This is a genomic window from Saccharothrix luteola (genome assembly GCF_020859565.1).
GTDB lineage: Bacteria > Actinomycetota > Actinomycetes > Mycobacteriales > Pseudonocardiaceae > Actinosynnema > Actinosynnema luteola.
In genome coordinates this window covers 40,095-64,546 of the sequence record NZ_JAJHUO010000021.1, presented here as the reverse complement: position 1 = coordinate 64,546, position 24,452 = coordinate 40,095, and the positions used below count along the sequence as shown (strand labels likewise).

Annotated in this window: 26 protein-coding genes and 1 tRNA gene; 18 read left to right on the top strand and 9 right to left on the bottom strand. The window is 72.6% G+C overall.

The genetic code is table 11. The features are described from left to right. Nucleotides 1–35: 35 nt before the first annotated feature. Nucleotides 36–109 (top strand) — tRNA-Thr (locus LNK82_RS27925). 168 nt (nt 110–277) lie between these two features. Beyond that, nucleotides 278–457, top strand: a complete 180-nt coding sequence (locus LNK82_RS27920) for a hypothetical protein (RefSeq protein WP_157620012.1) — start codon at nt 278–280, stop codon at nt 455–457. On the opposite strand, the gene LNK82_RS27915 is transcribed toward LNK82_RS27920, so the two are convergent. From LNK82_RS27915 to LNK82_RS27905, 3 genes are all read right to left on the bottom strand, one after another. Next, nucleotides 444–1,394 (bottom strand): TIGR03617 family F420-dependent LLM class oxidoreductase, encoded by a 951-nt coding sequence (locus LNK82_RS27915; RefSeq protein ID WP_230569983.1) that lies wholly within the window; start codon nt 1,392–1,394, stop codon nt 444–446. The genes LNK82_RS27920 and LNK82_RS27915 overlap by 14 nt on opposite strands. An 11-nt stretch (nt 1,395–1,405) precedes the next feature. Continuing rightward, nucleotides 1,406–2,092 (bottom strand): thermonuclease family protein, encoded by a 687-nt coding sequence (locus LNK82_RS27910; RefSeq protein WP_230569982.1) that lies wholly within the window; start codon nt 2,090–2,092, stop codon nt 1,406–1,408. A 167-nt stretch (nt 2,093–2,259) separates the two neighbouring features. Beyond that, nucleotides 2,260–2,712: a DUF4442 domain-containing protein gene (locus tag LNK82_RS27905; protein ID WP_230569981.1), complete on the bottom strand. Its 453-nt coding sequence runs from the start codon at nt 2,710–2,712 to the stop codon at nt 2,260–2,262. A 128-nt stretch (nt 2,713–2,840) separates the two neighbouring features. Here LNK82_RS27905 and LNK82_RS27900 point away from each other — a divergent pair, with 128 nt between their 5' ends. Both LNK82_RS27900 and LNK82_RS27895 read left to right on the top strand, forming a co-directional pair. After that, nucleotides 2,841–3,356, top strand: coding sequence for a MarR family winged helix-turn-helix transcriptional regulator (locus LNK82_RS27900; protein ID WP_230569980.1), 516 nt, complete (start codon nt 2,841–2,843; stop codon nt 3,354–3,356). Then, entirely contained in the window at nt 3,356–5,026 is a 1,671-nt protein-coding gene (locus LNK82_RS27895) for an MDR family MFS transporter (protein ID WP_230569979.1), read from the top strand. The genes LNK82_RS27900 and LNK82_RS27895 overlap by 1 nt, the downstream gene beginning before the upstream one ends. A 61-nt stretch (nt 5,027–5,087) precedes the next feature. Here LNK82_RS27895 and LNK82_RS27890 read toward each other — a convergent pair whose 3' ends face one another. Next, nucleotides 5,088–5,591: an inorganic diphosphatase gene (locus tag LNK82_RS27890; RefSeq protein WP_123744506.1), complete on the bottom strand. Its 504-nt coding sequence runs from the start codon at nt 5,589–5,591 to the stop codon at nt 5,088–5,090. A gap of 390 nt (nt 5,592–5,981) precedes the next feature. Here LNK82_RS27890 and dacB point away from each other — a divergent pair, with 390 nt between their 5' ends. The 4 genes from dacB to hpt all read left to right on the top strand — a co-directional run bounded on the left by dacB (nt 5,982) and on the right by hpt (nt 10,020). Then, a complete protein-coding gene (gene dacB, locus LNK82_RS27885) occupies nt 5,982–7,325 on the top strand; it encodes a D-alanyl-D-alanine carboxypeptidase/D-alanyl-D-alanine endopeptidase (RefSeq protein ID WP_230569978.1) in 1,344 nt (447 codons plus the stop codon). A 204-nt stretch (nt 7,326–7,529) separates the two neighbouring features. Further along, on the top strand, nt 7,530–8,543 hold the full coding sequence (locus LNK82_RS27880; RefSeq protein ID WP_230569977.1) for an Rv3626c family coenzyme F420 biosynthesis-associated protein: 1,014 nt from the start codon (nt 7,530–7,532) through the stop codon (nt 8,541–8,543). Continuing rightward, nucleotides 8,540–9,451, top strand: coding sequence for a tRNA lysidine(34) synthetase TilS (gene tilS / locus LNK82_RS27875; RefSeq protein ID WP_230569976.1), 912 nt, complete (start codon nt 8,540–8,542; stop codon nt 9,449–9,451). The genes LNK82_RS27880 and tilS overlap by 4 nt, the downstream gene beginning before the upstream one ends. 17 nt (nt 9,452–9,468) lie before the next feature. Next, a complete protein-coding gene (gene hpt / locus LNK82_RS27870) occupies nt 9,469–10,020 on the top strand; it encodes a hypoxanthine phosphoribosyltransferase (RefSeq protein WP_106616505.1) in 552 nt (183 codons plus the stop codon). Between the two features lie 159 nt (nt 10,021–10,179). Here hpt and LNK82_RS27865 read toward each other — a convergent pair whose 3' ends face one another. Next, complete coding sequence (locus LNK82_RS27865) at nt 10,180–11,880, bottom strand: substrate-binding and VWA domain-containing protein (RefSeq protein ID WP_230569975.1); 1,701 nt, start codon at nt 11,878–11,880, stop codon at nt 10,180–10,182. 422 nt (nt 11,881–12,302) lie between these two features. On the opposite strand from LNK82_RS27865, the gene ftsH reads away from it, so the two are divergent. From ftsH to LNK82_RS27825, 8 genes are read left to right on the top strand one after another with little or no spacing between them, the layout of a single operon-like run. Then, nucleotides 12,303–14,528, top strand: coding sequence for an ATP-dependent zinc metalloprotease FtsH (ftsH, locus tag LNK82_RS27860; RefSeq protein WP_230569974.1), 2,226 nt, complete (start codon nt 12,303–12,305; stop codon nt 14,526–14,528). A gap of 17 nt (nt 14,529–14,545) precedes the next feature. Next, nucleotides 14,546–15,169, top strand: coding sequence for a GTP cyclohydrolase I FolE (gene folE, locus LNK82_RS27855; RefSeq protein WP_230570126.1), 624 nt, complete (start codon nt 14,546–14,548; stop codon nt 15,167–15,169). Nucleotides 15,170–15,198: 29 nt separating this feature from the next. Next, entirely contained in the window at nt 15,199–15,987 is a 789-nt protein-coding gene (gene folP, locus LNK82_RS27850; RefSeq protein ID WP_230570125.1) for a dihydropteroate synthase, read from the top strand. 28 nt (nt 15,988–16,015) lie between these two features. Then, a complete protein-coding gene (gene folB / locus LNK82_RS27845; RefSeq protein WP_230570124.1) occupies nt 16,016–16,378 on the top strand; it encodes a dihydroneopterin aldolase in 363 nt (120 codons plus the stop codon). Beyond that, nucleotides 16,371–16,853: a 2-amino-4-hydroxy-6-hydroxymethyldihydropteridine diphosphokinase gene (gene folK, locus LNK82_RS27840; protein ID WP_230569973.1), complete on the top strand. Its 483-nt coding sequence runs from the start codon at nt 16,371–16,373 to the stop codon at nt 16,851–16,853. The genes folB and folK overlap by 8 nt, the downstream gene beginning before the upstream one ends. 53 nt (nt 16,854–16,906) lie before the next feature. Continuing rightward, nucleotides 16,907–17,563, top strand: coding sequence for a maleylpyruvate isomerase family mycothiol-dependent enzyme (locus LNK82_RS27835; protein WP_230569972.1), 657 nt, complete (start codon nt 16,907–16,909; stop codon nt 17,561–17,563). 17 nt (nt 17,564–17,580) lie between these two features. Next, nucleotides 17,581–18,033: a DUF3180 domain-containing protein gene (locus LNK82_RS27830; protein WP_230569971.1), complete on the top strand. Its 453-nt coding sequence runs from the start codon at nt 17,581–17,583 to the stop codon at nt 18,031–18,033. Nucleotides 18,034–18,083: 50 nt separating this feature from the next. Further along, a complete protein-coding gene (locus LNK82_RS27825; protein WP_230569970.1) occupies nt 18,084–19,817 on the top strand; it encodes a DUF6779 domain-containing protein in 1,734 nt (577 codons plus the stop codon). 6 nt (nt 19,818–19,823) lie between these two features. Here LNK82_RS27825 and LNK82_RS27820 read toward each other — a convergent pair whose 3' ends face one another. The 3 genes from LNK82_RS27820 to LNK82_RS27810 form a co-directional block, all read right to left on the bottom strand. Further along, nucleotides 19,824–20,888 carry an NADH-quinone oxidoreductase subunit D gene (locus LNK82_RS27820; protein WP_230569969.1) on the bottom strand — a complete coding sequence of 355 codons (1,065 nt, stop codon included), beginning with the start codon at nt 20,886–20,888 and terminating at the stop codon, nt 19,824–19,826. Nucleotides 20,889–20,892: 4 nt separating this feature from the next. Further along, the gene (locus tag LNK82_RS27815) at nt 20,893–21,378 is read right to left on the bottom strand and encodes a DUF1203 domain-containing protein (RefSeq protein WP_230569968.1); all 486 of its coding nucleotides are present in this window, start codon (nt 21,376–21,378) and stop codon (nt 20,893–20,895) included. Nucleotides 21,379–21,441: 63 nt separating this feature from the next. Next, nucleotides 21,442–21,870 carry a MarR family winged helix-turn-helix transcriptional regulator gene (locus LNK82_RS27810; RefSeq protein ID WP_230570123.1) on the bottom strand — a complete coding sequence of 143 codons (429 nt, stop codon included), beginning with the start codon at nt 21,868–21,870 and terminating at the stop codon, nt 21,442–21,444. 64 nt (nt 21,871–21,934) lie between these two features. Here LNK82_RS27810 and LNK82_RS27805 point away from each other — a divergent pair, with 64 nt between their 5' ends. Next, a complete protein-coding gene (locus tag LNK82_RS27805) occupies nt 21,935–22,258 on the top strand; it encodes a cupin domain-containing protein (protein ID WP_230569967.1) in 324 nt (107 codons plus the stop codon). 3 nt (nt 22,259–22,261) lie between these two features. On the opposite strand, the gene LNK82_RS27800 is transcribed toward LNK82_RS27805, so the two are convergent. After that, on the bottom strand, nt 22,262–23,173 hold the full coding sequence (locus tag LNK82_RS27800; protein WP_230569966.1) for an SAM-dependent methyltransferase: 912 nt from the start codon (nt 23,171–23,173) through the stop codon (nt 22,262–22,264). A 30-nt stretch (nt 23,174–23,203) separates the two neighbouring features. On the opposite strand from LNK82_RS27800, the gene LNK82_RS27795 reads away from it, so the two are divergent. Beyond that, a complete protein-coding gene (locus LNK82_RS27795) occupies nt 23,204–24,376 on the top strand; it encodes a PrsW family intramembrane metalloprotease (RefSeq protein ID WP_230569965.1) in 1,173 nt (390 codons plus the stop codon). The last annotated feature ends 76 nt before the right edge of the window (nt 24,377–24,452 follow it).

Genomic DNA, 24,452 nt, shown 5'->3' with positions numbered 1-24,452 from the left:
GACGCCGGAGGGGTCGGCTATAGTTGTCGCGTCTCGCCGCCTTAGCTCAGTCGGCCAGAGCGGCTCACTCGTAATGAGCAGGTCATCGGTTCGATTCCGATAGGCGGCTCGCGAGATACGAAGGCCCCGGGCGTCCGTCCGGGGCCTTCGTCGTGTCCGGTGCACCCGTTCGCACCCATGGCGGCTACGCCCGGGTGTCCGGCGCTGCTCCATCGGAGTGACCTTTTCACCATTGGCGTCAGGGGTGGGTCACCGTGTCGTTGCCACCGTGGAGGTGATGGCGATGGTCACAATGGTCGTGCTGACGGTGCTGGCCCTGCCGCTGGCCGTGCTCGCGGCACGCGTCGGGCGTCGGCGCTGGGTGCGGAGGCGGGCCGTGGCGCGGGTCCGGGCCGAGTTGTTCCGGCACTGGGTGATGCGGGACGAGCCCAGCGGGCGGCACCTCATCCGGTCCTGACGACCGGCGCCGCGATCCTGGTGATCACGTCGCCGTAGCGGCGGGTCAGCTCGGCCTTCGCCGCGGCGGGTGTGCCCACGACGGCGAAGGCGGCCAGGACCTCGTCGGTGACGGCGGCGGCCATGTCGTCCCACCGCCGTCGCCGGGACAGGTGGTGCAGCTCCTCGTGCAGGTCGCCCCAGCCGTGCAGCTCCAACACCCGGCGGTAGGCGGGCGTCGAGCCGTAGAACGCGATCTGCCGCCTGACCCCCGCCACGCCCACCTCGTCGCACGCCACCAGCGACGGCCCGCTGATCTCCAGCCCCGCCAGGGGTTTGCCGGCCTTGGCCCGGCCGCGCGCCAACGCGGGCAGCGTCACCTCCCGCAGGTACCGCTCGGTGGTGAAGGAGTGGCACAGGAACCCGTCCGCCACCTCGCCCGCGACCTCGGTCATCAGCTCGCCCACGCCCGCCAGCCACACCTTCGGCGGACCGTGCGGGTTGGGGCCCGGGTCGAAGAACGGCGTCATCAGCGTGTGCGTGTAGAACTCGCCGCGGAACCTCAGCCGCTCGCCGGTGTCCCAGCTGTGCCAGATGGCGCGCAATGCCAGCACGAACTCGCGCATGCGTGCGGCGGGCCGTGACCAGGGCATCCCGAACCGCTTGGTGACGTGCGGTTCCACCTGCGAGCCGAGGCCGAGGTGGAACCGGCCGCCCGAGAGCAGTTGCAGGTCGTTGGCCTGCACCGCGGTGCTCATCGGGTTGCGCGCGAACGCCACCGCGATCGCCGTGCCGAGCTCGACCCCGGCCACCTGCCCGGCCACGCGGCCCAGCGCCAGGAACGGGTCGTGCCTGGTCTCCGCGAGCCAGAACCCGTCACAGCCCTCGTCCACCGCCGCACGTGCCGCGGCCGGCACGGTCAGGGGGTCGTACTCGATCTCCAGCCGGTCCACCTTCACGCCGGTGGAACCTACTCGCAGGCCACGCCGTTCTTGTCGCGGTCCAGGGCTGCCCGGTAGCCGGGCCGGCCGGCGTAGAGCGGCGCCTTGCCGGCGGCCCGGACGGCGTCGCAGTTGGCGTAGTAGGCGTCGGCCGGCGGGGCGGGCTGCACGGGTTGCGGCGGAGGCGGGTCGTAAGTCGGCTTCGGCGCGGGCGGCGGAGGTGGCGGCGGTGCGACGGTGTCGGCGCCGGCGCACGGCGCGCCCCACAGGCCGAGACCGGCGGCCTTCGCCGCGTCCTGGGCCGAGGCGAGGGCGGCGGAGGCGGTCTGCTCGGCGCGGGCCATGCCCTGCCCCACCATGTGCACGGCCAGGTCGACGCCGTCGGGCAGCAGCACGGTCGCGCCGACGACCCGCAGGTCCTTGCCCGCCAGCGTGGTCTTCAGGAAGTCCGCCGCGACCGCCGCCCAGCACTCGCCGGGCTGCGCGAGCCCGGCCAGCTGGACCCGTCCACCGCCGGACACGGTGATCGTGCGCCCGTCGACGACCTCCGCGACCTTCACCGGAGGAGGTGTGGTGGTGGTCGTCGTTGTAGTGGTGGTGGTGGTCGTCGACGTCGACGTCGACGTGGTCGTGATCCCCGTCTCGCTGAGCGCGCGCGGGGTGCTGTTCCCGGACCCCAGATTCGCGAGGCCGACGATGAACAGGAGCAGCACCACCACACCGACGGTGATGAGGAAGCGGCGCTCGCGCGGAAGCCTGCGCCAGGAGGCTAAGGGCCCGAATCCGCCGGGCCTGCGGGTCTACCTGCCATGTCCGCCTCACCGTCCGTGCGCCGACCGGGTGTTACCTACATCACATGGCACGCCCGGTCGGTCACGGTGAGTCAGCGGTTCGGGCGCAGCGTCCACACGACGGTCATCTCGCCCGTCGTCACGCCGTTCGCGTCGGTGATCGTCACGGCGACCGGGAACTCCGGCCGCGTGCCCGCCTCCAGCTCGGCCACGACCTCCTCCGCGGGCCGTCCCAGCACCGCCTCGGCGCGGAGGTCGCCCAGTGCCAGCTTCTTGTAGGCGATCTCGGACCGCGCCACCAACGGGGTCGCCTTGGCCAGGTGCGGCGCGAAGGCGGCCATCACCACCGCGCCCGACGCGGTCTCCGCGACACCGAACATCATCGCCGCGTGCGGTCCGCCGACGTGGTTGCGCAGTTCCTCGCGGTCGGGCAGCTCGGCGACCACCCGATCGCCCGTGACCTCGGTGAACTCCACGCCCACGGTCCTGACCCACGGCACGGCCTGCTTCATCGCGTCGGCGACGAACGAGTAGTCAGCGCTCATGCCCACAGATGCTACCGGCCGGTAACCATGAGACCCGAGTCACCGGTATTCCGGTTGCCTTGTCACCCGTACGAGCGCATGCTTGTACTCAGCAACTAGTTGGTTGATGCAAGCAAACGGAGTGTGGGATGACGACCCCGGTGGGTGACGAGGTGCGGGCCGACGAGCTCGCCATGGCCGACCGGCTCGGCATGGCCTTGGTGCGGATGAACAAGATGCACGCCTGCGTCGCCGCGCACATGAGCAAGGCCGGCCTGGACAAGGCCTCTTTCGTGCTGCTGGCCAACCTCAACCAGCTGGGCCCGTCACGGGCTAGCGCCCTTGCGGAGGCGGTGTTCTCCGACCCGTCCACGGTGAGCCGCCAGGTGGCGACGCTGGTCAAGGACGGCCTGGTGGAACGCCGGGCCGACCCGGAGGACGGCCGCGCGAGCGTGCTGGCGGTGACCGAGGCGGGCGCACGGCTGCTCGCCGAACGCCGCGCGCAGCGCAACGTCGCGCTGGCCCGCCTGTTCACGGACTGGTCCCCGCAGGAGTGGACGCAGTTCATCGAGTACTTCGAGCGCTTCGTGGGGGACTACGAGAAGGCGCTACCGGATTTCATCGCTGAGAGCGGACTGGGGCCGCGCTCAGAAGGGGAGAAGTGATGTCGGAGACGACAACCCGAGCGGACGCGCCGCCACCCGGCGCCGCCCTGCTCACCCACCGGCAGATCCTGACGATCCTGTCGGGCCTGCTGCTCGGGCTGTTCCTGGCCGCGCTCGACCAGATGATCGTGGCCACCGCCATGAAGACCATCGCGGACGAGCTGCACGGCCAGACGCTGCAAGCCTGGGCGACGACCGCGTACCTGATCACCGCGACGGTCTCCACGCCGCTGTACGGCAAGCTGTCCGACATCTACGGCCGCAAGCCGATGTACCTGACCGCGATCACGCTGTTCCTCGCGGGCTCGCTGCTGTCCGGCATCGCGAACTCGATGTACGAGCTGGCCGCGTTCCGCGCGGTGCAGGGCCTCGGCGCCGGTGGTCTGATGTCGTTGGCCATGGCGATCCTGGCGGACATCACCTCGCCGCGTGAGCGCAGCCGCTACACGGGCTACTTCATGGCGGTGTTCGGCATCTCCAGCGTCGCGGGCCCCGTGGTCGGCGGCCTGTTCGCGGGCATGGAGTCGTTCCTCGGCACGGCCGGCTGGCGCTGGGTGTTCCTGATCAACGTGCCGATCGCGCTGATCGCGCTGGTCGTGGTGGCCAAGGTGCTCAACATCCCGCACCAGCGGGTGAACCACCGGATCGACTTCGTCGGCGCGGGCCTGCTGACCACCGGCCTGGTGCCGCTGCTGATCGTGGCCGAACAGGGCCGCGGGTGGGGCTGGGCGTCGGGCACCTCGATCGCCATGTACGTCATCGGCGTGCTCGGCCTGGTCGGGTTCGTGATCACCGAGCGGCGGATGGGCGACGAGGCGCTGCTCCCGCTGCGGCTGTTCAAGCGGCAGACGTTCGCGCTGGGCAACGTCATCAACTTCCTGCTCGGCGTCGGGATGTTCGGCGGCATGGTCTCGCTGCCGCTGTACCTGCAGATCGTGAAGGGCTACTCGGCCACCGAGTCCGGCCTGATGATGCTGCCGCTGACGCTCGGCATCATGGCGGCGGCGGGCACGAGCGGCAACATCACCGCCAAGACCGGCCGCTACAAGGTGTTCCCGATCATCGGGTTCGGGCTGATCACCGCCGCGCTGTTCGTCTTCAGCACGGTCGGCACGGACACGTCGATCTACCAGGCGCTGGCGCTGATGTTCTTCCTGGGCGCCGGGCTCGGCCTGTGCATGCAGACCCTGCTGGTGGCCATCCAGAACGACGCCGAGCCGCGCGACATGGGCGTGGCGACCTCGTCGGCCACGTTCTTCCGCCAGATCGGCGGCACGGTCGGCACCGCGGTGTTCCTGTCGATCCTGTTCAGCACGGTCGGCGACAAGATCGCCGACGGGTTGCGCGCGGCGGCGGCCACGCCCGACTTCCAGGCGGCGCTGGCCCGGCCGGAGAACCGCGAGTTCGCCGCCGGCCTGCAGGGCGGCGGCCCGGCGTTCGACCTGGACAACACCGAGTTCCTGACCAGGCTCGACCCGGTGCTGGCGAGGCCGTTCCTGGACGGCTTCTCCTCGTCGATCGACCTGGTGTTCCTGGTCGGCGGCCTGGTGACGGCGATCGGGTTCGCGGTGATCTGGTTCCTGCGCGAGGTGCCGCTGTCCACCCGGTCCGGCCTGGAGCGGGTGCAGGACGCGGCGGGCGAGAAGCCCGCGCCGATCGCGGCGCACTGACGCCCCGCAAAGCGGAAGAGGCCCGTCCCCGGGAACGGGGGCGGGCCTCTCGCGCGTCAGCTCAGTGGTCTTCGCCGCGCGCCACGGCGTCCTTCAGGCGCTGGTACGAGCGGACGATCTCGGCCTCGGCCTCGGTGCGGCCGACCCAGGTCGCGCCCTCGACGCTCTTGCCCGGCTCGAGGTCCTTGTAGACCTCGAAGAAGTGCTGGATCTCCAGCCGGTAGAACTCGTTCAGGTGGTGGATGTCGCGCAGGTGCTCCGAGCGCGGGTCCTCCGCCGGGACGCAGAGCAGCTTGTCGTCGCCGCCCTTCTCGTCGGTCATCCGGAACATGCCGATCGCGCGCGAGCGGATCAGGCAGCCGGGGAACGTCGGCTCCTGGACCAGCACGAGCGCGTCGAGCGGGTCGCCGTCCTCGCCCAGTGTGTTGTCGACGAACCCGTAGTCCGCCGGGTACTGAGTGGCCGTGAACAGGGTCCGGTCCAGCCGGATGCGCCCCGTCTTGTGGTCCATCTCGTACTTGTTGCGGACCCCCTTGGGGATCTCGATGGTGACGTCGAACTCCACTGCGCGGTCCTCGCTCGTCTTCGCCGTTCGTTACGCCACTAGTGTGGACTACGTCGTCTCGTCAACCCCTTGCCGAGGGTGTGACGTTGCCCGTACTCGACCGCGGAGGACTGCGTGCCCGACGAGCCATCGTGGCCGACCTTTGACGGTGACGAAGTCGATCACGAGCCGCCGACGGTGCAGGTCAGGAGGCCTGACCCGCCCACGATGCGCATTCCGGCGCCGGTGCGCGCCGAACCCGTGAGGGTGCCGCCGAAGCCCGTCGCGCCGCACCCGCCCGCCCCGCCGACCGAGATCAAGTCGGAACCTGAACCGGTCCCTGAACCGATCACGGAACGTGAAGAGCCACCGGCTCCGACGCGGCGGCGGAAGCGCCCGTTCGTGTTGGGCGTGGCGGCGGTGCTGGTGCTCGCGCTCGCGGGCACGGCGCTCGTCGGGACGCGGCAGGGGTGGTTCGACGCCGCGCCCGTGCCGACGACCGCCGCGCCGCTGCCGCCCGCGCCGGTGTCGTTGTCGATGAAGGGCGTCGGGGCGGACGGCAAGCCGGCCACGGCGGCGGGCGTGCGCGCGGTGCTGGCCGGTCCGGCCGCGAACGGGGTGCTGGCGCCGTTGTCGGGCGTGGTGGTGGACCCGGTGGCCGGCACGGCGCTGTGGAACCAGGGCGAGACGACGCCGCAGACCCCCGCGTCCACGATCAAGGTGCTGACCGCGGCGGCGGCTCTGCTCGCGCTGGACCACCGGGCCCAGTTCTCGACGAAGGTCGTGCGCGGGGCGCAGCCGGGCTCGGTCGTGCTGGTCGGCGGCGGCGACCCGACGCTGTCGTCCCGGCCCGCGGGTGAGCTGACCGTGTACCCCGGCGCGGCCACGATCGACGACCTGGCCGCGCAGGTGCGCGCGTCGGGCGGCCAGGTGACGCAGGTCCAGTACGACGTGTCGCGGTACGCGGGTCCGGGCACCGCGCCCGGCTGGGACCCCAGCGACGTGCCGAACGGGTACGTCGCGCCGATCGAACCGGTGATGCTGGACGGCGGGCGTGGCGACCCGACGAAGTACGACACGCCGCGCACCGCCACCCCCGCGGCGGTGGCGGCGCAGGCGTTGGCGCAGCGGTTGGGCGTGGCGGCGGTGGCGGCGGGCGCGGCGTCGCCGGGCGCGGAGGTGCTCGGCGAGGTGAAGTCCGCGCCGGTGGACCAGCTGGTCGAGAACCTGATGCAGATCTCGGACAACGTGCTGGCCGAGACGATGGCGCGGGAGGTGGCGAAGGCGCGCGGGCTGGAGCCGTCGTTCGCGGGCGCGGCGAAGGCGGTGCGGGACGTGCTGACCGAGAACGGGTTCGACCTGTCGACGTCCGCGATCGTGGACGGCAGCGGGCTGTCGCCGAACGACAAGGTGCCCGCGAAGCTGCTGGCGGACGTGCTCGTGGCGGCGGCGAAGCCGGACGCGTCCGACGCCAGGACCGCCAAGCTGCGGCCGTTGCTGACGGCCCTGCCGGTGGCGGGCGGCAGCGGCACGCTGGCGACCCGGTACGAGCAGTGGGGCGCGGGCGGCCGGGGCTGGGTGCGGGCCAAGACGGGCACGCTGACCTCGGTGAACACGCTCGCCGGCGTGGTGGTGGACGCGGACGGCCGGCTGCTGGTGTTCGCGTTCATGTCGTTGAGCCCGGAGCAGAACAACAACTTGGTGCGCGGCGGGCTGGACGAGATGGCCGCCGCCCTCCGGACCTGCGGCTGCTGACCGCCCCGAGCGTTGAATTCGGGGTACGCGAACGTTCGACACGCGCGTTCTGAACGTTCGACACGCGCGACGCGAACGTAGGACTCTCGCGCGTGTCGAACGTTCAGGTACCGCGTGTCGAACGCTCAGGTACCCCGAGTTGAACGCTCAGGACGTGGACGCGGGAGTGTCGGCCGGGCGGTCCTCGCAGGTAGCGTCAGAAGGGTGAACCCGGCGACGCAGGACCGCAGTGCCCCGGTCGATTGGGCCCTGGCCGTCACCACGGCGACCAGGCTCGTCCGGCCCGGCCCGATCGTGCCCAGAGCCGAGGCCGACATCGCCGTGCACCGCCTGCGCGAACTCGCCGTGGACGCCGAGGTGCACGTCCGCGAGCTCACCGGCCTCGGCCACGGCATGCCGCTCCAGCAGGGCGAAGTGGTCGACCGGCCGGGCTGGGTGCGCGCCGCCGTGCAGGGCCTCGCCGCCCTCACCGACGGCGCGCTGCCCAAGCAGTCCGGCGCGCTCAGCGGCGTCCTCGCGGGCACGGCGGGCGTCCAGGCGGGCGTCGTCATCGCGTTCCTCAGCGGCCGGGTGCTCGGCCAGTACGACCCGTTCTCCGAAGGCGGCAGGCTGCTGCTGGTCGCGCCGAACATCGTCGGCGCCCAACGGGCCCTCGACGTCTCCGGCGAGGACTTCAGCATGTGGGTCTGCCTGCACGAGGGCACCCACCGCCTGCAGTTCACCGCCGTGCCGTGGCTCGCCGAGCACTTCGCGGGCCTGGTCGCCACCCTGCTCGGCAGCATGGACGAGGGCTCCGCGCCACGCCTGCGCGACCTGCCGAAGCGGCTGCGCGAGTCGGGTGGCCTGGTGGAGCTGCTGCAGAGCCCCGGCCAGCGCGAGGTGCTCGACCGGCTCATCGCCCTGTCGACGTTGCTGGAAGGCCACGCCGACCACGTGATGGACGCGGTCGGCCCGGACGTCGTGCCGTCGGTCCGCACGATCCGCGAACGCTTCACCGCCCGCCGCCAGGGCGGTGGCGTGCTGGACCGCGTGCTGCGCACGCTCCTCGGCGTCGAGGCGAAGGTCCGCCAGTACGCGGAGGGCGCGGCGTTCACCGGGCACGTCGTCGACGCGGTCGGCATGGACCGCTTCAACACCGTCTGGACCAGCGCCGACACCCTGCCGACGCGCGCGGAGATCGCCGACCCGGCCGGTTGGCTGCGTCGCGTCCAACCGTGAACGGACCGCTCGCCGAGGTGCGCACGGCCGTCAGGCGCTTCCTCGCCGAACACCGGCCCGACCGGGTCGCGGTGGCCGTCAGCGGCGGCGCGGACTCGCTCGCCCTCGCCGCCGTCACGGCCGGGCTGGCCGAAGCCCGTGCGGTCGTCGTGGACCACGGTCTGCAGGCCGACTCGGCGCAGGTCGCCGAACGGGCCGCGCGCACGTGCCGCGAGCTGGGTCTGGCCGCCGAGGTGCGCCGCGTCGACGTCACCGGATCGGGTGGACCTGAGGCCGCCGCGCGCAAGGCCAGGTATGCCGCGCTGAGACCGGAGCGCGGCCTGGTCCTGCTCGGCCACACCAGGGACGACCAGGCCGAGACGGTCCTGCTGGGCCTCGGCCGCGGCTCCGGGCCGCGCAGCATCGCCGGCATGCGCGCGCACGACCCGCCGTGGGGCCGTCCCCTGCTGCGGGTCTCCCGGGCCGTGACGGAGGCCGCATGTGACGAACTCGGCCTCACGCCGTGGCGCGACCCGCACAACGAGGACCCGCGCTACACCAGGGTCCGCCTGCGCCGCGAGGTCCTCCCGCTGCTGGAGGACGTGCTCCAGGGCGGTGTCGCCGACGCCCTCGCCCGCACCGCCGCCCACCTGCGCGAGGACAACGACGCGCTGGACGAGCTGGCCGAGGCGTTCGACGGCGACCGCCGCTCGGTGGACGACGTCGGACGCCTGCCGACCGCCCTGCGCCGCCGCGTCCTGCGCCGCTGGCTGCTGGAGGAGAACGTGCCCGAGTTGTCCGACTCGCACCTGCGCCGGGTGGACGCCCTGGTGAGCGAGTGGCGTGGGCAGGGCGGCGTGTGGCTGCCCGGCGGCTTTGTGGCGCGGCGCGCGCATGGCAGGCTGCGAGTGGAACCAGTGCAGTCATGACAAAAGGGGAACCGTCCGTGTACGACGGCGACATCAGTTCCGTGCTCATCAGCGAGCAGGAGATCAGCGACAAGGTCACCGAGCTGGCCAACAAGGTCGCGGCTGACTACCCGGCCGACGGCGGGAACGACCTGGTGCTGATCACCGTGCTCAAGGGCGCGGTGATGTTCATGACCGACCTGGCCAGGGCGTTGCCGGTGCCGGTGCAGCTGGAGTTCATGGCGGTGAGCTCCTACGGCTCGTCGACCTCGTCCTCCGGCGTGGTGCGCATCCTCAAGGACCTCGACCGGGACATCGCGGACCGCGACGTGATCATCGTCGAGGACATCATCGACTCCGGCCTCACGCTGTCGTGGCTGCTCAAGAACCTGGCGTCGCGCAAGCCGCGGTCGCTGGAGGTCTGCACGCTGCTGCGCAAGCCGGACGCGGTCAAGGTCGAGGTGCCGGTCAAGTACGTCGGCTTCGAGATCCCGAACGAGTTCGTGGTCGGCTACGGCCTGGACTACGCCGAGCGCTACCGCGACCTGCCCTACATCGGCGCCTTGGACCCCAAGGTCTACTCAAGCTGAGCACGTGAACGGGGGCGGCCTCCGACCGGACCACCCCCCGCGAGGTCGCGTCGGTCGTTCGCGTCCTCATTCCCGGCGATCACGCTTTTCGATCGTCGGGAATCAGGGCGCGAACGACCGACTTCCAGGCGACCGAGCCGCCGTCTGCGGAGCAGCGGCCTAACAATTCGGCCGGCAGCGGCGTTGGGAGATGCCGTCCAGCAGGACGCCGCGGATGTCCTCCGGCTCCATCGCCTGGTAGGCCTTGCCGCCGGTGGCCTCGGCGATCTGCCGCAGCGCGTTCATGTCGGCGTCCGCGCCCAGGCCCACCATGATCATCGGCACCGGCCGCGACGGGTCGGACTCCTGCTTCAACGTGGCCAGCAGGCCGGGCAGGTCGATGCTGGAGATGTCGTCGTTGCTGCCGTCCGTGATCAGCGTGACCGAGTTGATCTTGGATGGGTCGTAGGTCTGCTGCACGTGCCGGAACGCGGCCAGCGCCGTCTCGTGCAACGCCGTGCCGCCGCCGACCAGGGCGGGCAGGTTGCCCGCGCCCTTCTGCAGCTGCACGCGCCGCGGCGCGCCGCCGATCGGCTCGCCGAGCGGACCGACCGGCACCAGCTCGATCCAGTCGTTCGGCGGCTTCTTGTTCGTCGAGAACGCCCACAGGCCGATCTCCGAGGTGTCGGGCAGCATGCCCAACGCGGTCAGCGCCGCCTCCCGGGCCGCCTCGACCCGGGTCTGGCCGTTGCTCATCTTCTCGGCCATCGAGCCGGACACGTCCAGCACCGCGAGCAGCCGGGTGTCCAGGCTGACCGCGCCCCACGTGCGCAGCAGCTCGGAGACCTGGTCCGGGTCCGGCGTCTTCAGCACGGCCACGTCGTCGCCGCGCACGCCGTGCTCCTCGTTCGTCCAGCCGCCGGGCGCCTTGCCGTCGGGCGCGCGGAAGCCGGCCTCGGCGAACCGCTGCGCGGTCCGGCCGGTGCGCAACGCCCGCTCGAAGCCCTCCGCGGCCTGCGCCGTGCCCGCCTGCTCGCTCAACCGGCTCACCCGCACCAGGGGGTAGTCGAACGAGACCGTGCCCTCCTTGGGGTAGGAGGCGACGACCCGGCGCGACCCGGCCGTGCGGTTGGCCGACAGCACGGACTGCTCCGAAGCGGTGAACACGGGCGCGTTCTCCGCGCCCTGCACGACCTTGCCGAACGCGTCGCGCACGGACGGCAGCGCGTTGCGGCCGACCCGCAGCAGCGCGCCGATCAGCTCCGGCTTCGGCGTGCCGTCCGGGTTGCCGAGCTGCGCCCGGATGACCGCGAGCGTGGCCAGGCCCTCGGTGGACGTGGTCGGGTCGCTCAGCGTCACCGGCACCTTCGGGTCGACGACCTTCGCCCACGTCACGGGCGTGATCGGCCAGCCGAGCGCGGTCATGGCCTGCTCCGAGCCCGCGATCACCAGCGGCGAGCTCGCCAGCGGGTCGTGGATGTCCAGCCGCGGCGCCTCCACGCCCTCGTCACCGGCCTGCCGCTGGGTCTCGGCCGCCCACATGGACGAGTCCGGCACCCACAGCGCGGGCGGGTTGATCTGGGCGGTCGGCAGCTCGTTGGCCACGTCGGCGGCGCCGCGCGCCTCGACCTGCACCTGCACGCACTTGCCGTCCACGATCGGCTGGGTCGCCTGGTAGTCGTCGGCCGCGCCGCGCACGACCTCCTCGATCGCCGGCGTCACCGCGATCTTGAGCGGTAGGGTGCCCTTGCACTCGGGTCCGCTGGTGGCTCGCAGCGCCACCACGGTGACGCCCGCGGCGGCGACGACGCCGAGCAGCGCGCCGACGGGCAGGATCACGCGGCGGAGGCGGCCGGGGCGGTCCGGGTTGCGAGCTGACATTGCTTCGTACCTTCGGTCGGTGTTCACCCTTTCGGGTGGGCGAGGAACACTCGGTTGGTTGCCGAGGATGACACGGCTCACTCACATGACAAACTCTCGTGTTCTACGTCACTCGAGTGGCCCTCACGTTGTCGCCACCTGCTAGTGCCCGGTAACCCCTCGTGAGTAGTTACGGGATCGAGCCCGCACCGGTTCACGATCGGGTCAACCCGCCGGGTGAACCTCGTTGACCTGGGATCCGTGTTCGCGGTCACCACGGGAACACCGGGCGCCCCTCGCCCGTTGGTCCGGCAAGACGCGACAGGGCCCGCACGCGGAGCGCTTCGCCCGAGCCATGGGCGGTAGTCTGGTCGGACGGGTGTGCCCGTCTACGCCCGTCGACAAGTCAGGGAGGGTCGAGGCCGCCCGCCGGCCGTAAGTGCATGGACCGCAAGCGCCTGCTTCGCAACCCGCTGCTGTGGATCGTGGCGGTGTTGTTGCTCTTTTACGCCTTCAACGTGCTCTTCGACGACAACCGGGGTTACACCCCGATCAAGACGTCCCAGGCACTGCAACAGATCCGGGACGGCCAGGTCAAGGAAGCCACGATCGAGGACAAGGAGCAGCTCCTCAAGCTCACCCTCAACGACGGGGTGACCGTCGAGGGCAGCAACCGCGTGCGCGCCCAGTTCCCGGCGAGCTCGACGGACGAGGTCTTCACCATCCTCGACCAGGCGGGCAACAAGCCCGTCGTGGAGACCAAGGTCACGCAGGACTCGTTCCTGATGCAGATGCTGCTGTACATGATCCCGCTGGGTCTGCTGCTGCTCCTGCTGATGTGGATGATGAACAACTCGCAGGGCGGCGGCAACCGCGTCCTGAACTTCGGCAAGTCCAAGGCCAAGCAGCTGTCCAAGGACATGCCCAAGACGACGTTCAACGACGTCGCGGGCGCCGAAGAGGCCGTCGAAGAGCTCTACGAGATCAAGGACTTCCTGCAGAACCCGGGCCGCTACCAGGCCCTGGGCGCGAAGATCCCCAAGGGCGTGCTGCTGTACGGCCCGCCCGGCACCGGCAAGACGCTGCTCGCGCGCGCCGTGGCCGGCGAGGCCGGCGTGCCGTTCTACTCGATCTCCGGCTCGGACTTCGTCGAGATGTTCGTCGGCGTCGGCGCCTCGCGCGTCCGCGACCTGTTCGAGCAGGCGAAGCAGAACGCGCCGTGCATCATCTTCGTCGACGAGATCGACGCGGTCGGCCGCCACCGCGGCGCCGGCCTCGGCGGCGGGCACGACGAGCGCGAGCAGACGCTCAACCAGCTGCTGGTGGAGATGGACGGCTTCGACTCGCGCGGCGGGATCATCCTGATCGCGGCGACGAACCGGCCCGACATCCTCGACCCGGCGCTGCTGCGCCCCGGCCGGTTCGACCGGCAGATCCCGGTGTCCGCGCCGGACCTGAAGGGCCGCAAGCAGATCCTGCGCGTGCACGCCAAGGGCAAGCCGTTGGCCCCCGAGGCGGACCTGGACGGCCTGGCCAAGCGCACCGTCGGCTTCTCCGGCGCCGACCTGGCCAACGTGATCAACGAGGCCGCGCTGCTCACCGCGCGCAAGAACGGCACGGTGATCAGCAGCATCGAGCTGGAGGAGTCGGTCGACCGCGTGATCGGCGGTCCGGCCCGCAAGAGCCGGATCATCTCCGAGAAGGAGAAGAAGATCACCGCCTACCACGAGGCCGGGCACGCCCTGGCCGCGTGGGCGATGCCGGACATCGACCCGGTCTACAAGGTCACGATCCTGGCCCGCGGCCGGACGGGTGGTCACACCCTCTCCGTGCCCGAGGAGGACAAGGACCTGATGACCAGGTCCGAGATGATCGCCCGGCTGGTGTTCGCGCTGGGCGGCCGGTCCGCGGAGGAGCTCGTCTTCCACGAGCCGACCACGGGCGCGTCCAACGACATCGAGCAGGCGACCAAGATCGCCCGCGCGATGGTCACCGAGTACGGCATGTCCGCCCGGCTCGGCGCGGTCAAGTACGGCCAGGAGCAGGGCGAGCCGTTCCTCGGCCGCACGGCGGGCCGGCAGGCCGACTACTCGCTCGAGGTCGCGCACGAGATCGACGAGGAAGTCCGCGAGCTGATCGAGGCCGCGCACACCGAGGCGTACGAGGTGCTCAACACCTACCGCGACGTGCTCGACGCGCTCACGCTGGAGCTGATCGAGAAGGAGACCCTGCACCAGAAGGAACTGGAGCGGATCTTCGCCGCGGTCGAGAAGCGCCCGCGGATCACGAAGTTCAACGACTTCGGCCACCGCACCCCCTCGGACAAGCCGCCGGTCAAGACCCCGGCGGAACTGGCCAAGGAGCGCGGCGAGCCGTGGCCGCCGGCGATCGAGGACACCCTGGACGACGAACCGCCGGTCCAGGACCCCGTCCCCACGCCGCCGAACGGCCACAACGGCGTGCTGACCCAGGGCCCGCAGCCGCAGGCCTACCCGCAGCAGCAGCCGCAGCACCCGTCGTCCGGCCCGCCGAACTACGGCGCACCGCCCGGGTGGACGCCCGCGACGGCGCCCGGCGGCGCACCGCAGCCACCGCAGTGGCGGCCGGAGCCGACGGACGCGGAAGCGGGGAAGCGGTCCTTCGACACGGACCCGGACAACCGCACGTGACCGAGCACGGCACCGCGATCGACCAGACCGGCCTCTCCGTCAACGGGGGGGCCGGTCTCGCGCGCCCACCCTTCGACCAGAAGCGGGCCGAGGCGGCGGTGCGCGAGCTGCTGCTCGCGTGCGGTGAGGACCCGGAGCGCGAAGGGCTGCGCGACACGCCGGCACGGGTGGCGCGGGCGTACCGGGAGCTGTTCGCCGGCCTGCACACCGACCCGGACGCCGTGCTGGCCAAGACGTTCGACGAGAGCCACGAGGAGTTGGTGCTGGTCACCGACATCCCGATGTTCTCGTTCTGCGAGCACCACCTGCTGCCGTTCCACGGCGTCGCGCACGTCGGGTACATCCCCAACGAGCACGGCCGGGTGACCGGGCTGTCGAAGCTGGCCCGCCTGGTCGACCTGTACGCCAAGCGGCCCCAGGTGCAGGAGCGGCTGACCTCGCAGGTGGCGGACGCGCTGATGCGGCGGCTCGAACCGCGCGGCGTGATCGTGGTGGTCGAGGCAGAGCACCTGTGCATGGCCATGCGCGGCGTGCGCAAGCCGGGTTCGCGGACCACGACGTCGGCGGTGCGGGGGCTGCTGCGCAGCTCGGCGTCGTCGCGCTCGGAGGCGATCGAGCTGATCAAGGGACGTTTGCGGTGAGCGTGCCCAGGCCGGGGCACTGCGTGGTGATGGGCGTGCTCAACGTCACCCCCGACTCGTTCTCCGACGGCGGCCGGTACCTCGACCTGGACGACGCGGTGGCGCACGGCGTGGCCCTGTTCCGCCGCGGCGCGGACCTGATCGACGTCGGTGGCGAGTCGACGCGCCCCGGCGCGGACCGGGTGTCGCCGGAGGTGGAGGCCGCGCGCGTCGCGCCGGTGATCCGGGCGCTGGTCGCCGAGGGCGTGCCGGTCAGCGTGGACACCACGCGGGCCGAGGTGGCGCAGGCGGCGCTGGACGCGGGCGCGTCGATCGTGAACGACGTGTCCGGCGGGCTGGCCGACCCCGCGATGGCGCCCCTGGTGGCGTCGGCGGGCGTGCCGTACGTGCTGATGCACTGGCGCGGGCACAGCAGGCGGATGGACCGGCTGGCCGTGTACGACGACGTCGTGCGCGAGGTGCGCGACGAGCTGTGCCGCCAGGTGGACGCCGCCCTGGCCGCCGGTGTGGCGTCCGACGACATCATCCTCGACCCCGGGCTGGGTTTCGCGAAGGACGCCACGCACAACTGGCAGCTGCTGCACGGGCTCGGCTCGTTGCTGGAGCTGGGTTTCCCGGTGCTGGTCGGCGCGTCGCGCAAGCGGTTCCTCGGCGCCCTGCTCGGGGACCGGGCGCCGGACGGCCGGGAGGACGCGACGGCGGCGGTGTCGGCGCTGGCGGCGTTCGTCGGCGCGTGGGGCGTGCGGGTGCACGACGTGGACCGCTCGTTGGACGCGGTGGCCGTGGCGCGGGCGTGGAGGCGGGGTCATGCGGGCTGACGGAGCGGGCTCGGCGGAGGTGGGCGGGATTTCCGACCGGATCTCGTTGCGCGGCCTGCGGGTGCGCGGGTTCCACGGCGTGTTCGAGCACGAGAAGCGCGACGGGCAGGACTTCCTGGTCGACGTCACCGCGTGGCTGGACCTCTCGCGCGCGGCGGCCACGGACGACCTGCGGGAGACGTTGCACTACGGCGAGCTGGCCGAGCGCGCGGCGGCGATCGTGGCCGGCGGGCCGTACGACCTGATCGAGACGGTGGCGGGCAAGGTCGCCGACGAGGTGATGACCGACCTGCGGGTGCGGGCGACCGAGGTGACGGTGCACAAGCCGTCGGCCCCGATCCCGTTGGCGTTCGAGGACGTCGCGGTGACGATCCGGCGCACGCGTGACTAGGGCGGTGCTGTCGCTCGGCTCGAACCTGGGCGACCGGCTGGGCTACCTGCGGCTCGCGGTGGCCGGGTTCGCCGACGTGCTGGTGGCGGCGTCCCCGGTGTACGAGACGGCGCCGTGGGGCGTGACGGACCAGCCCGACTTCCTCAACGCGGTGCTGGTCGTCTCCGGTGACGTGGACGAGTGGGGTTGGCTGCGGCGCGGGCAGGCGGTGGAGCGGGCCGCCGGGCGGGTCCGCGAGCTGCGGTGGGGTCCCCGCACGCTGGACGTGGACGTCGTGACGGTGGACGGCGTGCGGTCGTCGGACCCGGAGCTGCTGCTGCCGCACCCCGGCGCGCACGACCGCGCGTCCGTGCTGGCGCCGTGGCTGGACGTGGAGCCGGACGCGGTCGTGCCGGGTCACGGCCCGGCGCGCGACCTGCTCGCCGGCCTCGACCTCGGCGGCGTCACCCGACGGGATGATCTTCGGCTGAGGTGATCAGCCCTGCGGCGTCCGCGCGGCGGGGTTAGCTTTGGCGCGGAGGTGGCGCGATGAGCAACGCGGTCACTTACGACGCCGCACGGCGGCGGATCATCAGCCTGGTCACCGGCGGCGATCCCGACGCGCCGGTCGGGGCGTGCCCGGGGTGGACGGTCCGGGACGTGGTCGCGCACCTGGCCGGTGGGCTCGGCGACTTCACCGAGCGGCGGTTCGAGGGCGTCGACGACGGCTCGTGGGGCGAGCGGCAGGTGCACGACCGGCGTGGCCGCGCGCTGGGCGAGCTGCTGGTCGAGTGGGAGCGGAACTTCCAGATCGCCGAGGGGCTGTTCGACTCGCCGATGGGCGCGGTGCTGATCGCCGAGATCATCTCGCACGAGCACGACATCCGCACCGCGCTGGGGCAGCCGGGCGAGCGGGACAACGTGGCGGTGCGGGCGGCGTTGACGCGACCGCTGCAGGACCTGGACAAGCGGCTGCGGGCCAAGCACCTGCCCGCGCTGCGGATCACCTTGGAGCACGGCGACCGGGTCGTCGGCGAGGGCGAGCCGGCGGGCGCGCTGCGGACGTCGTCGTTCGAGCTGCTGCGCGTGCTGGGCGGGCGGCGTGACGACGACCAGGTGCGCGCGCTCGACTGGGACACCGACCCGGGGCCGTGGCTGTCCGAGCTGTCGTTGTTCGGCAGGCGCGACACCGCCTTGGTCGAGTAGTCGGGGACGATGGTGGGGTGAGGTTCACCAAACCCCGTGACCTGCTCGCCGTCGGACTCGTCGCGGGCCTGCTCGCGCACCTGCTGATCAGGCTCGCCTACGACACGCTGCCGCCGCTGCCGACGTTCGCCGGGTTCACCCTGCTGGTGATCGCGGCGGTCAACCTGTGGCTGGCGTTCTCGCTGCGCGCCCGCATCCTGCGCAAGCCGGGCGCGCGGCCCGTCGAGCCGTTGACCGCGGCCAGGGCGGTGGCGTTCGCCAAGGCGTCGTCGCTGCTCGGCGCGATCATGCTGGGCGCGTGGGCGGGCGTGCTGGTGTACGTGCTGCCGGCGCGCGGCGAGTTCGAGGCGGCCGATCACGACGTGCTCAGCGCGAGCGTCGGAGCGGGCTGCGCGGCGCTGCTCATCGCCGCCGCGCTGTGGCTGGAGCGGTGCTGCAAGACGCCCGACGACCCGCATCTCGATCAATAGATACGGACGCCGAGGTCTCAATCGGGTAACTGACCGGTACGGTAGACGCCATGACCGGGCGAGGCGCGTCGGACGATGACGAGCAGCAAGATCACGGTCGTGGCTCTGGGCGACTACTGCTGGTAGCGGCGTTGACGCTCGCACTGGGTGCCGCGGCGGTGCTGGTGCTGAGCGACAACGCCCGCTGGCTGCGGTTGGCGGTGGTCGCCGCGCTGTGGGCGGCGCTGGTCGGCGCGTTCCTCGCGGCCCGCTACCGCAAGCAGATCTCCGAGCGCGAGGACGAGGTGGCCGACCTGCAGTCGGTCTACGAGCTCGAGCTCGAACGCGAGATCGCCGCACGGCGCGAGTACGAGCTGGAGGTCGAGGCCGAGACCCGCAAGCGGGTGCGCGAGGAGGCCAAGGACGACCTGGACGCGCTGCGCGGCGAGCTGCGCGCCCTGCGGGAGAACCTGGAGGCCCTGCTCGGCGGCGAGGTGCTGGTCGAGCGGGTGGCGCTGCGGGCCGAGTCGACCCGGATGCGCGCCCTGTCCGACCAGTCCCGGTTGATGGCGGTGGGTGACCAGCGGATCATCAACGCCGGCACCGCCGTGCCGGTGACGAAGAAGGCCGCGGAGGCGCCGCAGGTGGAGCGGGTCGAGCGGACCGAGCTGATCGAGCGGGTCAACGTCGACACCTCGCGCAAGGACCAGGTGCGGCGTCCCGAACCGACGCGCCCCGAGCCCGCGCGGCGCGAGCAGGCCCAACCGGTGCGCCGCGAGCCTGCCCGCGCGACGGCCCAGCCCCGCCCGACGCCGCCGGTGGTGGTGCGGCGGGAGGCGCCCAAGCAGGAGCCGACGGAGCGCGTGGGCCGGGACCTGGCGGCGCGGTTGGCCCCGCCGGCGGCACCGGCCGGTCGGCCCGCCGAGCCGTCGAAGACCGAGCACACCGTGCAGCGGCGCAGCCGGGTGGCCGACCGGACCGAGATGATCAGCCGGGATGCGTTGGCCGAGGAACCCGTGCGGCGGCCCGAGGGCGCGGGCGGCGCCGCGCGGCGGACGGGCGAGCAGCGGGCCGTGCCGAGGACCGAGTCGACCGGCGAGCAGCGCTCCGCGTCCGCGGAACCCCGCCGACCGTCCACCGCGCGGGTGGAGCTGACCGGCGAGCACCGGCCGGTGGAGGCGCGCAGGCCCGCGGCGCGGGCCGACGTGACCGGTGAGCACCGCCCGGTCGGCCCCGTCCGCCGGCCGGACCCGACGGGCGAGCAGCGGCCCGTCGGCCGCCCCGAGCAGACCGGTGAGCAGCGGTCCGCCGCCGGTGGCGAGGCCGGTCGTCGGATCGGCACGACCGGTGAGCAGCGGGCGGTCGGCCGTCCCGAGCCGGCGCGCCGACCCGTGACGCGGGTCGAGCTGACCGGTGAGCACGTTCCGGTGGCGGAGCCCGCGCGCCGGGCGCAGGCCGAGGACGACGCGCGCCGGTCGCGCCGCGCGGCCGAGCTGACCGGCGGGCACCGCCCGGTGGTCGAGCCGGAGGCGATCGGTGGTCGTTCGGCTGATTCCGCGTCGGCCTCCGTGACGCCCGAGGGCCGTCGCCGGGCCGCCGAGCCCGCGGCCGAGTCCGGTGGCAGGCGTCGGGCCGACGAGCGCTGGGACTCGTGGGAGGACACCTCGACGCCGGCCGGCCGGCGCAGCGCGCCGGAGCCCGCCGAGCCCGCCGGGGCGCACGCGGATGGCAAGTCGGTCAGCGAGCTGCTCGCCGCGTTCGGCGGCGGCGACTCGCCGCGCCGCCGTCGTCGCCGCGAGGACTAGGGCCTGCTACTTGTCGATGTCGCCGACGACCACGGCGAACGACCCGAGCACCGCGGGCAGGTCGGCCACCTTCGTGCCGGGCAGCAGCGCGGACAGCGCCTGCACGTTGTTGAACGACGGCGTGCGCAGCTTCAGCCGCCACGGCGTCTTCTCGCCCCGGGACGCGAGGTGCACGCCGGACGTGCCCAGCGGCGCCTCGACCCACGTGTAGACCGAGCCCTCGGGCGCCTTGACCGCCTTGGGCAGGCGCAGGTTCACCGGGCCCGCCGGCAGCTGGTCCAGGCACTGGTTCGCGAGCGCGACGGACTGGCGGACCTCGTCCACCAGGCCGCGGACGCGGGCCAGCGCGTCGCCCTCGGTGCGGACCACGGGCCGCACGTCCAGGTTCCGGTAGCCGGGCAGCGGGTCGTCGCGGCGCAGGTCGAAGTCCACACCGGACGCCCGGCCGATCGGACCGGTGACGCCGTACGCGAGCGCGGCGTCGCGGTCGAGCACACCGAGGCCCGCCAACCCCTCCGGCGCCTCACCGGGGTCCACAGTGGACAGCACCTCGCGCACCCGGCCGGTCCAGCCGGCGGGCACGTCCTCGCGCAGGCCGCCGATCCGGTTGGCCATGAAGTGGATCCGGCCGCCGGACGCCTCCTCCAGCACGGCCTGCACGGCGTCGCGGTCGCGGGCGCCGGTGAGCGGCGCGAGGAACACGAGGTGCGCCATGATCCGGTTGAGCTCGCACAGCAGGACCCGCAGCGCCTGGGCGCGCGGTGGGACGTCCATGCCGGTCATGCGCTCCACGGCCAGCGCGACGGCCAGCTCGTTGCAGAAGGCGGCGAGCCAGTCGTGCCGGTTGGCGAGGGTGAGGACCTGCCGGTAGTCGCGGACCTCGAACAGCTTCTCCGCGCCCCGGTGCAGGTGGCCGACCAGGGGAGCGGCGGCGGTGATGACCTCGTCGTCGCGGACCGCCAGGCGCAGTCGGTACGCGCCGTGCGCCGACGGGTGCAGGGGGCCGAGGTCGACCACCCGGTCCACGCCGAGGTGGCGTGCACCGGCGCCCACGCCAACGGTGATCTCCACCCGGTCATCGTCGCACGGCCGTGCCGCCGTTCGGGGGCAAGGGCCGGTCGCGGGTGATCGCGAACAGGAAGCAGCCGTGGGAGACGCTGCGGACCTGGACCTCGGCCACGTCCGGGTCGTCGAGCAGCGCGGCGACGCGGTCGACGAGGTGCTCCGGGTCGGCGATCTCGCCGCCGTGGATGCGGCCTTCGGCGGTGTAGGCGCGCAGGGTCCGCGGCGCGTGGCGGAACGCTTCGGGGAACGCCGCGGTGGTCACCGGCCCGTCGCACGGCTCGGCATGCGCGAACACCGGGCCGAGCTCCTCGTACGGTCCGGCGCCCGAGGCGGGGCGGTGGCGGAAGAGGACCACCGGCTCGCCCGGCTCGGCCTTGCGCAGGCAGCACCGCAGCGGCGCGCCGGGTGACTCGGCGTGCCACTCGTGGTGCTCGTCGGCGCCGGCGCGCTCGCGGGCGCGGTCCAGCACGTCGTTCGGCAGCGCGTGGATTCTCATGCGCTCGACCTTCGCCCGTGCCGGGCGTCACCGCCGGCGGTCTTCGGCCGTCGCGTCGGGCGGTCACCAGACCGGGCGGATGCCTTCCGCGTCGGCGTCGGCGAGGTAGGTCTCCAGGGCTTCGCGCAGGACGGCCAGCCGTTCGGCGCCCACGACGGAGGCGAACTCGTCCTCCAGCTCCGACCACAGGGCGTCGGCGAACCGGAGGTAGGACCGGCCCTTGCCGGTGAGGGTCAGCGCGTGGGCGCGCCGGTCGGTCGGGTGGGGCGCCCGTCGGACGTAGCCCCAGTCGACCAGCTCGGCCACGGTCTTGGTCGCGGCCTGCTTGGAGACGCCCAGGTGGGCGGCGAGGTCGACGGCGGTGGCCGAGGGTTGGGCGGCGAGGTAGCGGAAGACGAAGCCGTGCGCCGGGCGCAGTGGTTCGAGGTCGCGATCGGCCAGCCGTTCGTGGAAGCGGTCGGTCATCGCGCGGAACGTTCTGGCGAACAGCATCGACACGGGTTCCACGGTCGCCTAGTCTGCAACTAGACAACTTGGTTGACTAGTTTGGAGAGCGATGTTCGAGCGCCACGGCTTCGTGTTCCACCCCCACGCGTCCCCGTCCCGTAACGGCAGCACGCAGATCGCCCTGTGGACCGTGGAGGTGCCGGCGGACGCGAAGAGCGAACGGCACCAGGTCGACAAGGAGGAGGTTTTCCACGTGCTGGAGGGCCAGGTGACCATCAACGACGTCGAGGCGGGCGCCGGCGACACGGTCGTCGTCCCGCCGCACGTGGAGTTCCAGCTGGTCGGTGGGCCGGCCAAGGTCCTCGTCGCCACGTCGGTCGGGATCACCGGCCTGGTCGGTGACCAGCGCATCACCCCGCCCTGGGCGTTGTAGGGCTCAGGGCCGCCACGGCGGCAGGGGCGGGAGCAGGGACGACACCGGCACGTCGACGCCGTGCAGCAGCCAGCCGAACGAGCCCAACCCGCCCTCCGCCCGCAGCTCGGCGATCCGCGACGCCCGCTCGGCCGCGCCCAGCCAGTCGGGCTCACCGGGCGACACCGCGCCGACCAGGCCCAACGCGGCCAACGCGTCCCGCTGCGAGACCAGCACCCACTCGCCACCGGCCGCCTCGGCGCACGCGTCCAGCGCCACGTGCGCCGTCAGGTCGCACGTCCCGTCGAACACCGGCTCCACCCGGCGCCCGCCCCGGTACGCGGCGAACGTGCCCGCCGCGTACCGCCCCGCCACCCGGTCGGCCCGCACGTGCCCGTAGTCCACCGCCAGCGCCGCACCGCGCGCCACCCGCGACACGGCATCCGCCCACGCCACGTCCCGCGGCTGCCCGATCTCCGCCCGTTCCCGCTCGCCCACCGGCCACCACCGGTCCAGCCAGGGGTGCGACGACGGGCCCGTGACCAGCGGACAGGGCACCGCGTCCAGCCACTCGTGCCCCACCAACAACCCGCACACGGAGTCCGGCAGCGTCGACGTCCACCGCACGCCCGGGACCGACCGCGCGGGTCCCACGTCCACCGCCGTCACCACCAACCGCGCCGCCAGCGCGCCCGACGCCGAGGACCGCACCGCCCCCGCCAGCTCACCGCCGCCGGCGCCGACGTCCACGAAATCCAGCCGCGAGGGCCGACCGAGCGCGAAGTCCACCCGATCGAGCAGCACGAGCAGCGCTTCGGCCAGCTCAGGACCCACCAGCGGCGCGGTGCGGAAATGGTCGGCCGGCACCTCGCCGCGGGTGAAGAACCCGGTCGGCCCGTACAACGCCGCCCGCCACAGGGCTTCCGACTCCACCACCGGTCAAGTGTCCCTTTAAGGTTTCCCACCGTGACCACTCCCGCCCGCAAGCGCGTCGACCAGCAGCGCTGGACCGTCCTGCTCCCGGTCCTGGGCCTGATCGCGTTGGGCGTGTGCGGCTTGATCCTGCTCGGCCTCGGCACGTCCCAGACGGGATTGCTGCCGATCATGGTCGGCGCGGTGGCCGCGCTGCTGCCCGTGCTCGCGGTGATCGGCGCCTACCTCTGGGTCGACCGCTGGGAGCCGGAGCCCGCGAAGATCCTGCTGCTGGCGTTCCTCTGGGGCGCGTGCGGCGCGACGATCACCTCCCTGGTGTTCAACCAGAGCGCGCACGTGCTCGGCCAGCTCATCGACGGCGGCGATGGCAGCACGTTCGCCGCCGTGATCGGCGCGCCGATCACCGAGGAGGCCGCGAAGGCCGCGTTCATCGTGGTGCTGTTCCTGCGCCGCCGCCAGGAGTTCGACGGTGTGGTGGACGGTGTGGTGTACGCGGGCGTGACGGCCGCCGGCTTCGCGTTCACCGAGAACATCTGGTACTTCGCCCGCGTCTTCTCCGACAGCGGGTTCGGCGACCTGAGCAGCGGCGTGATCGCGCTGTTCATCCTGCGCGGGGTGCTCTCGCCGTTCGCGCACCCGCTGTTCACGTCGATGACCGGCATCGGGATCGGCATCGCGGCCATGACCACGAGCCGGAAGGTGCGCATCGCCGCGCCGGTCCTGGGCTACCTCGGCGCGGCCGGCCTGCACTCGCTGTGGAACTTCTCCACCACCGTCGGCACCGGCTCCACCTTCATCAACCTTTACTTCCTGATCATGGTGCCGATCTTCGCCGGCATGGTGCTGATGGTCGTCTGGCAGCGCCGCCGCGAGCAGCGGATCGTGGCGGGCCAGCTGCCCGCCATGGCCGCCAACAAGTGGATCGCCTCCAGCGAGGTCACCCTGCTGGCCAGCCTGCAGGGCCGCAGCCGGTGGCGGCGCACGGTGCGGCGGCGCGTCGGCGACCAGGCGGCCAAAGCGGTCGCGGGCTACCAGGTCGCCGCCACGGAACTGGCGTTCCTGCGTCACCGCATGGCCAACGGCACCGCGGGCCACGACGCGGAACAACGTCACGAGAAGCTGCTCGCCGCCCTCGTCGCCGCACGTCAGGCCGCCGTGGACGCGCCGGGCGCGCTGAAGGCCGCGGGTGGCGTTCGTCGCAGTTGACGGCCCACCGCAGCACACCGGATTACGCTCGCGGCCGTCGTCCGGTACCCGAGCATCGGGACTGGAACGCCGCGGT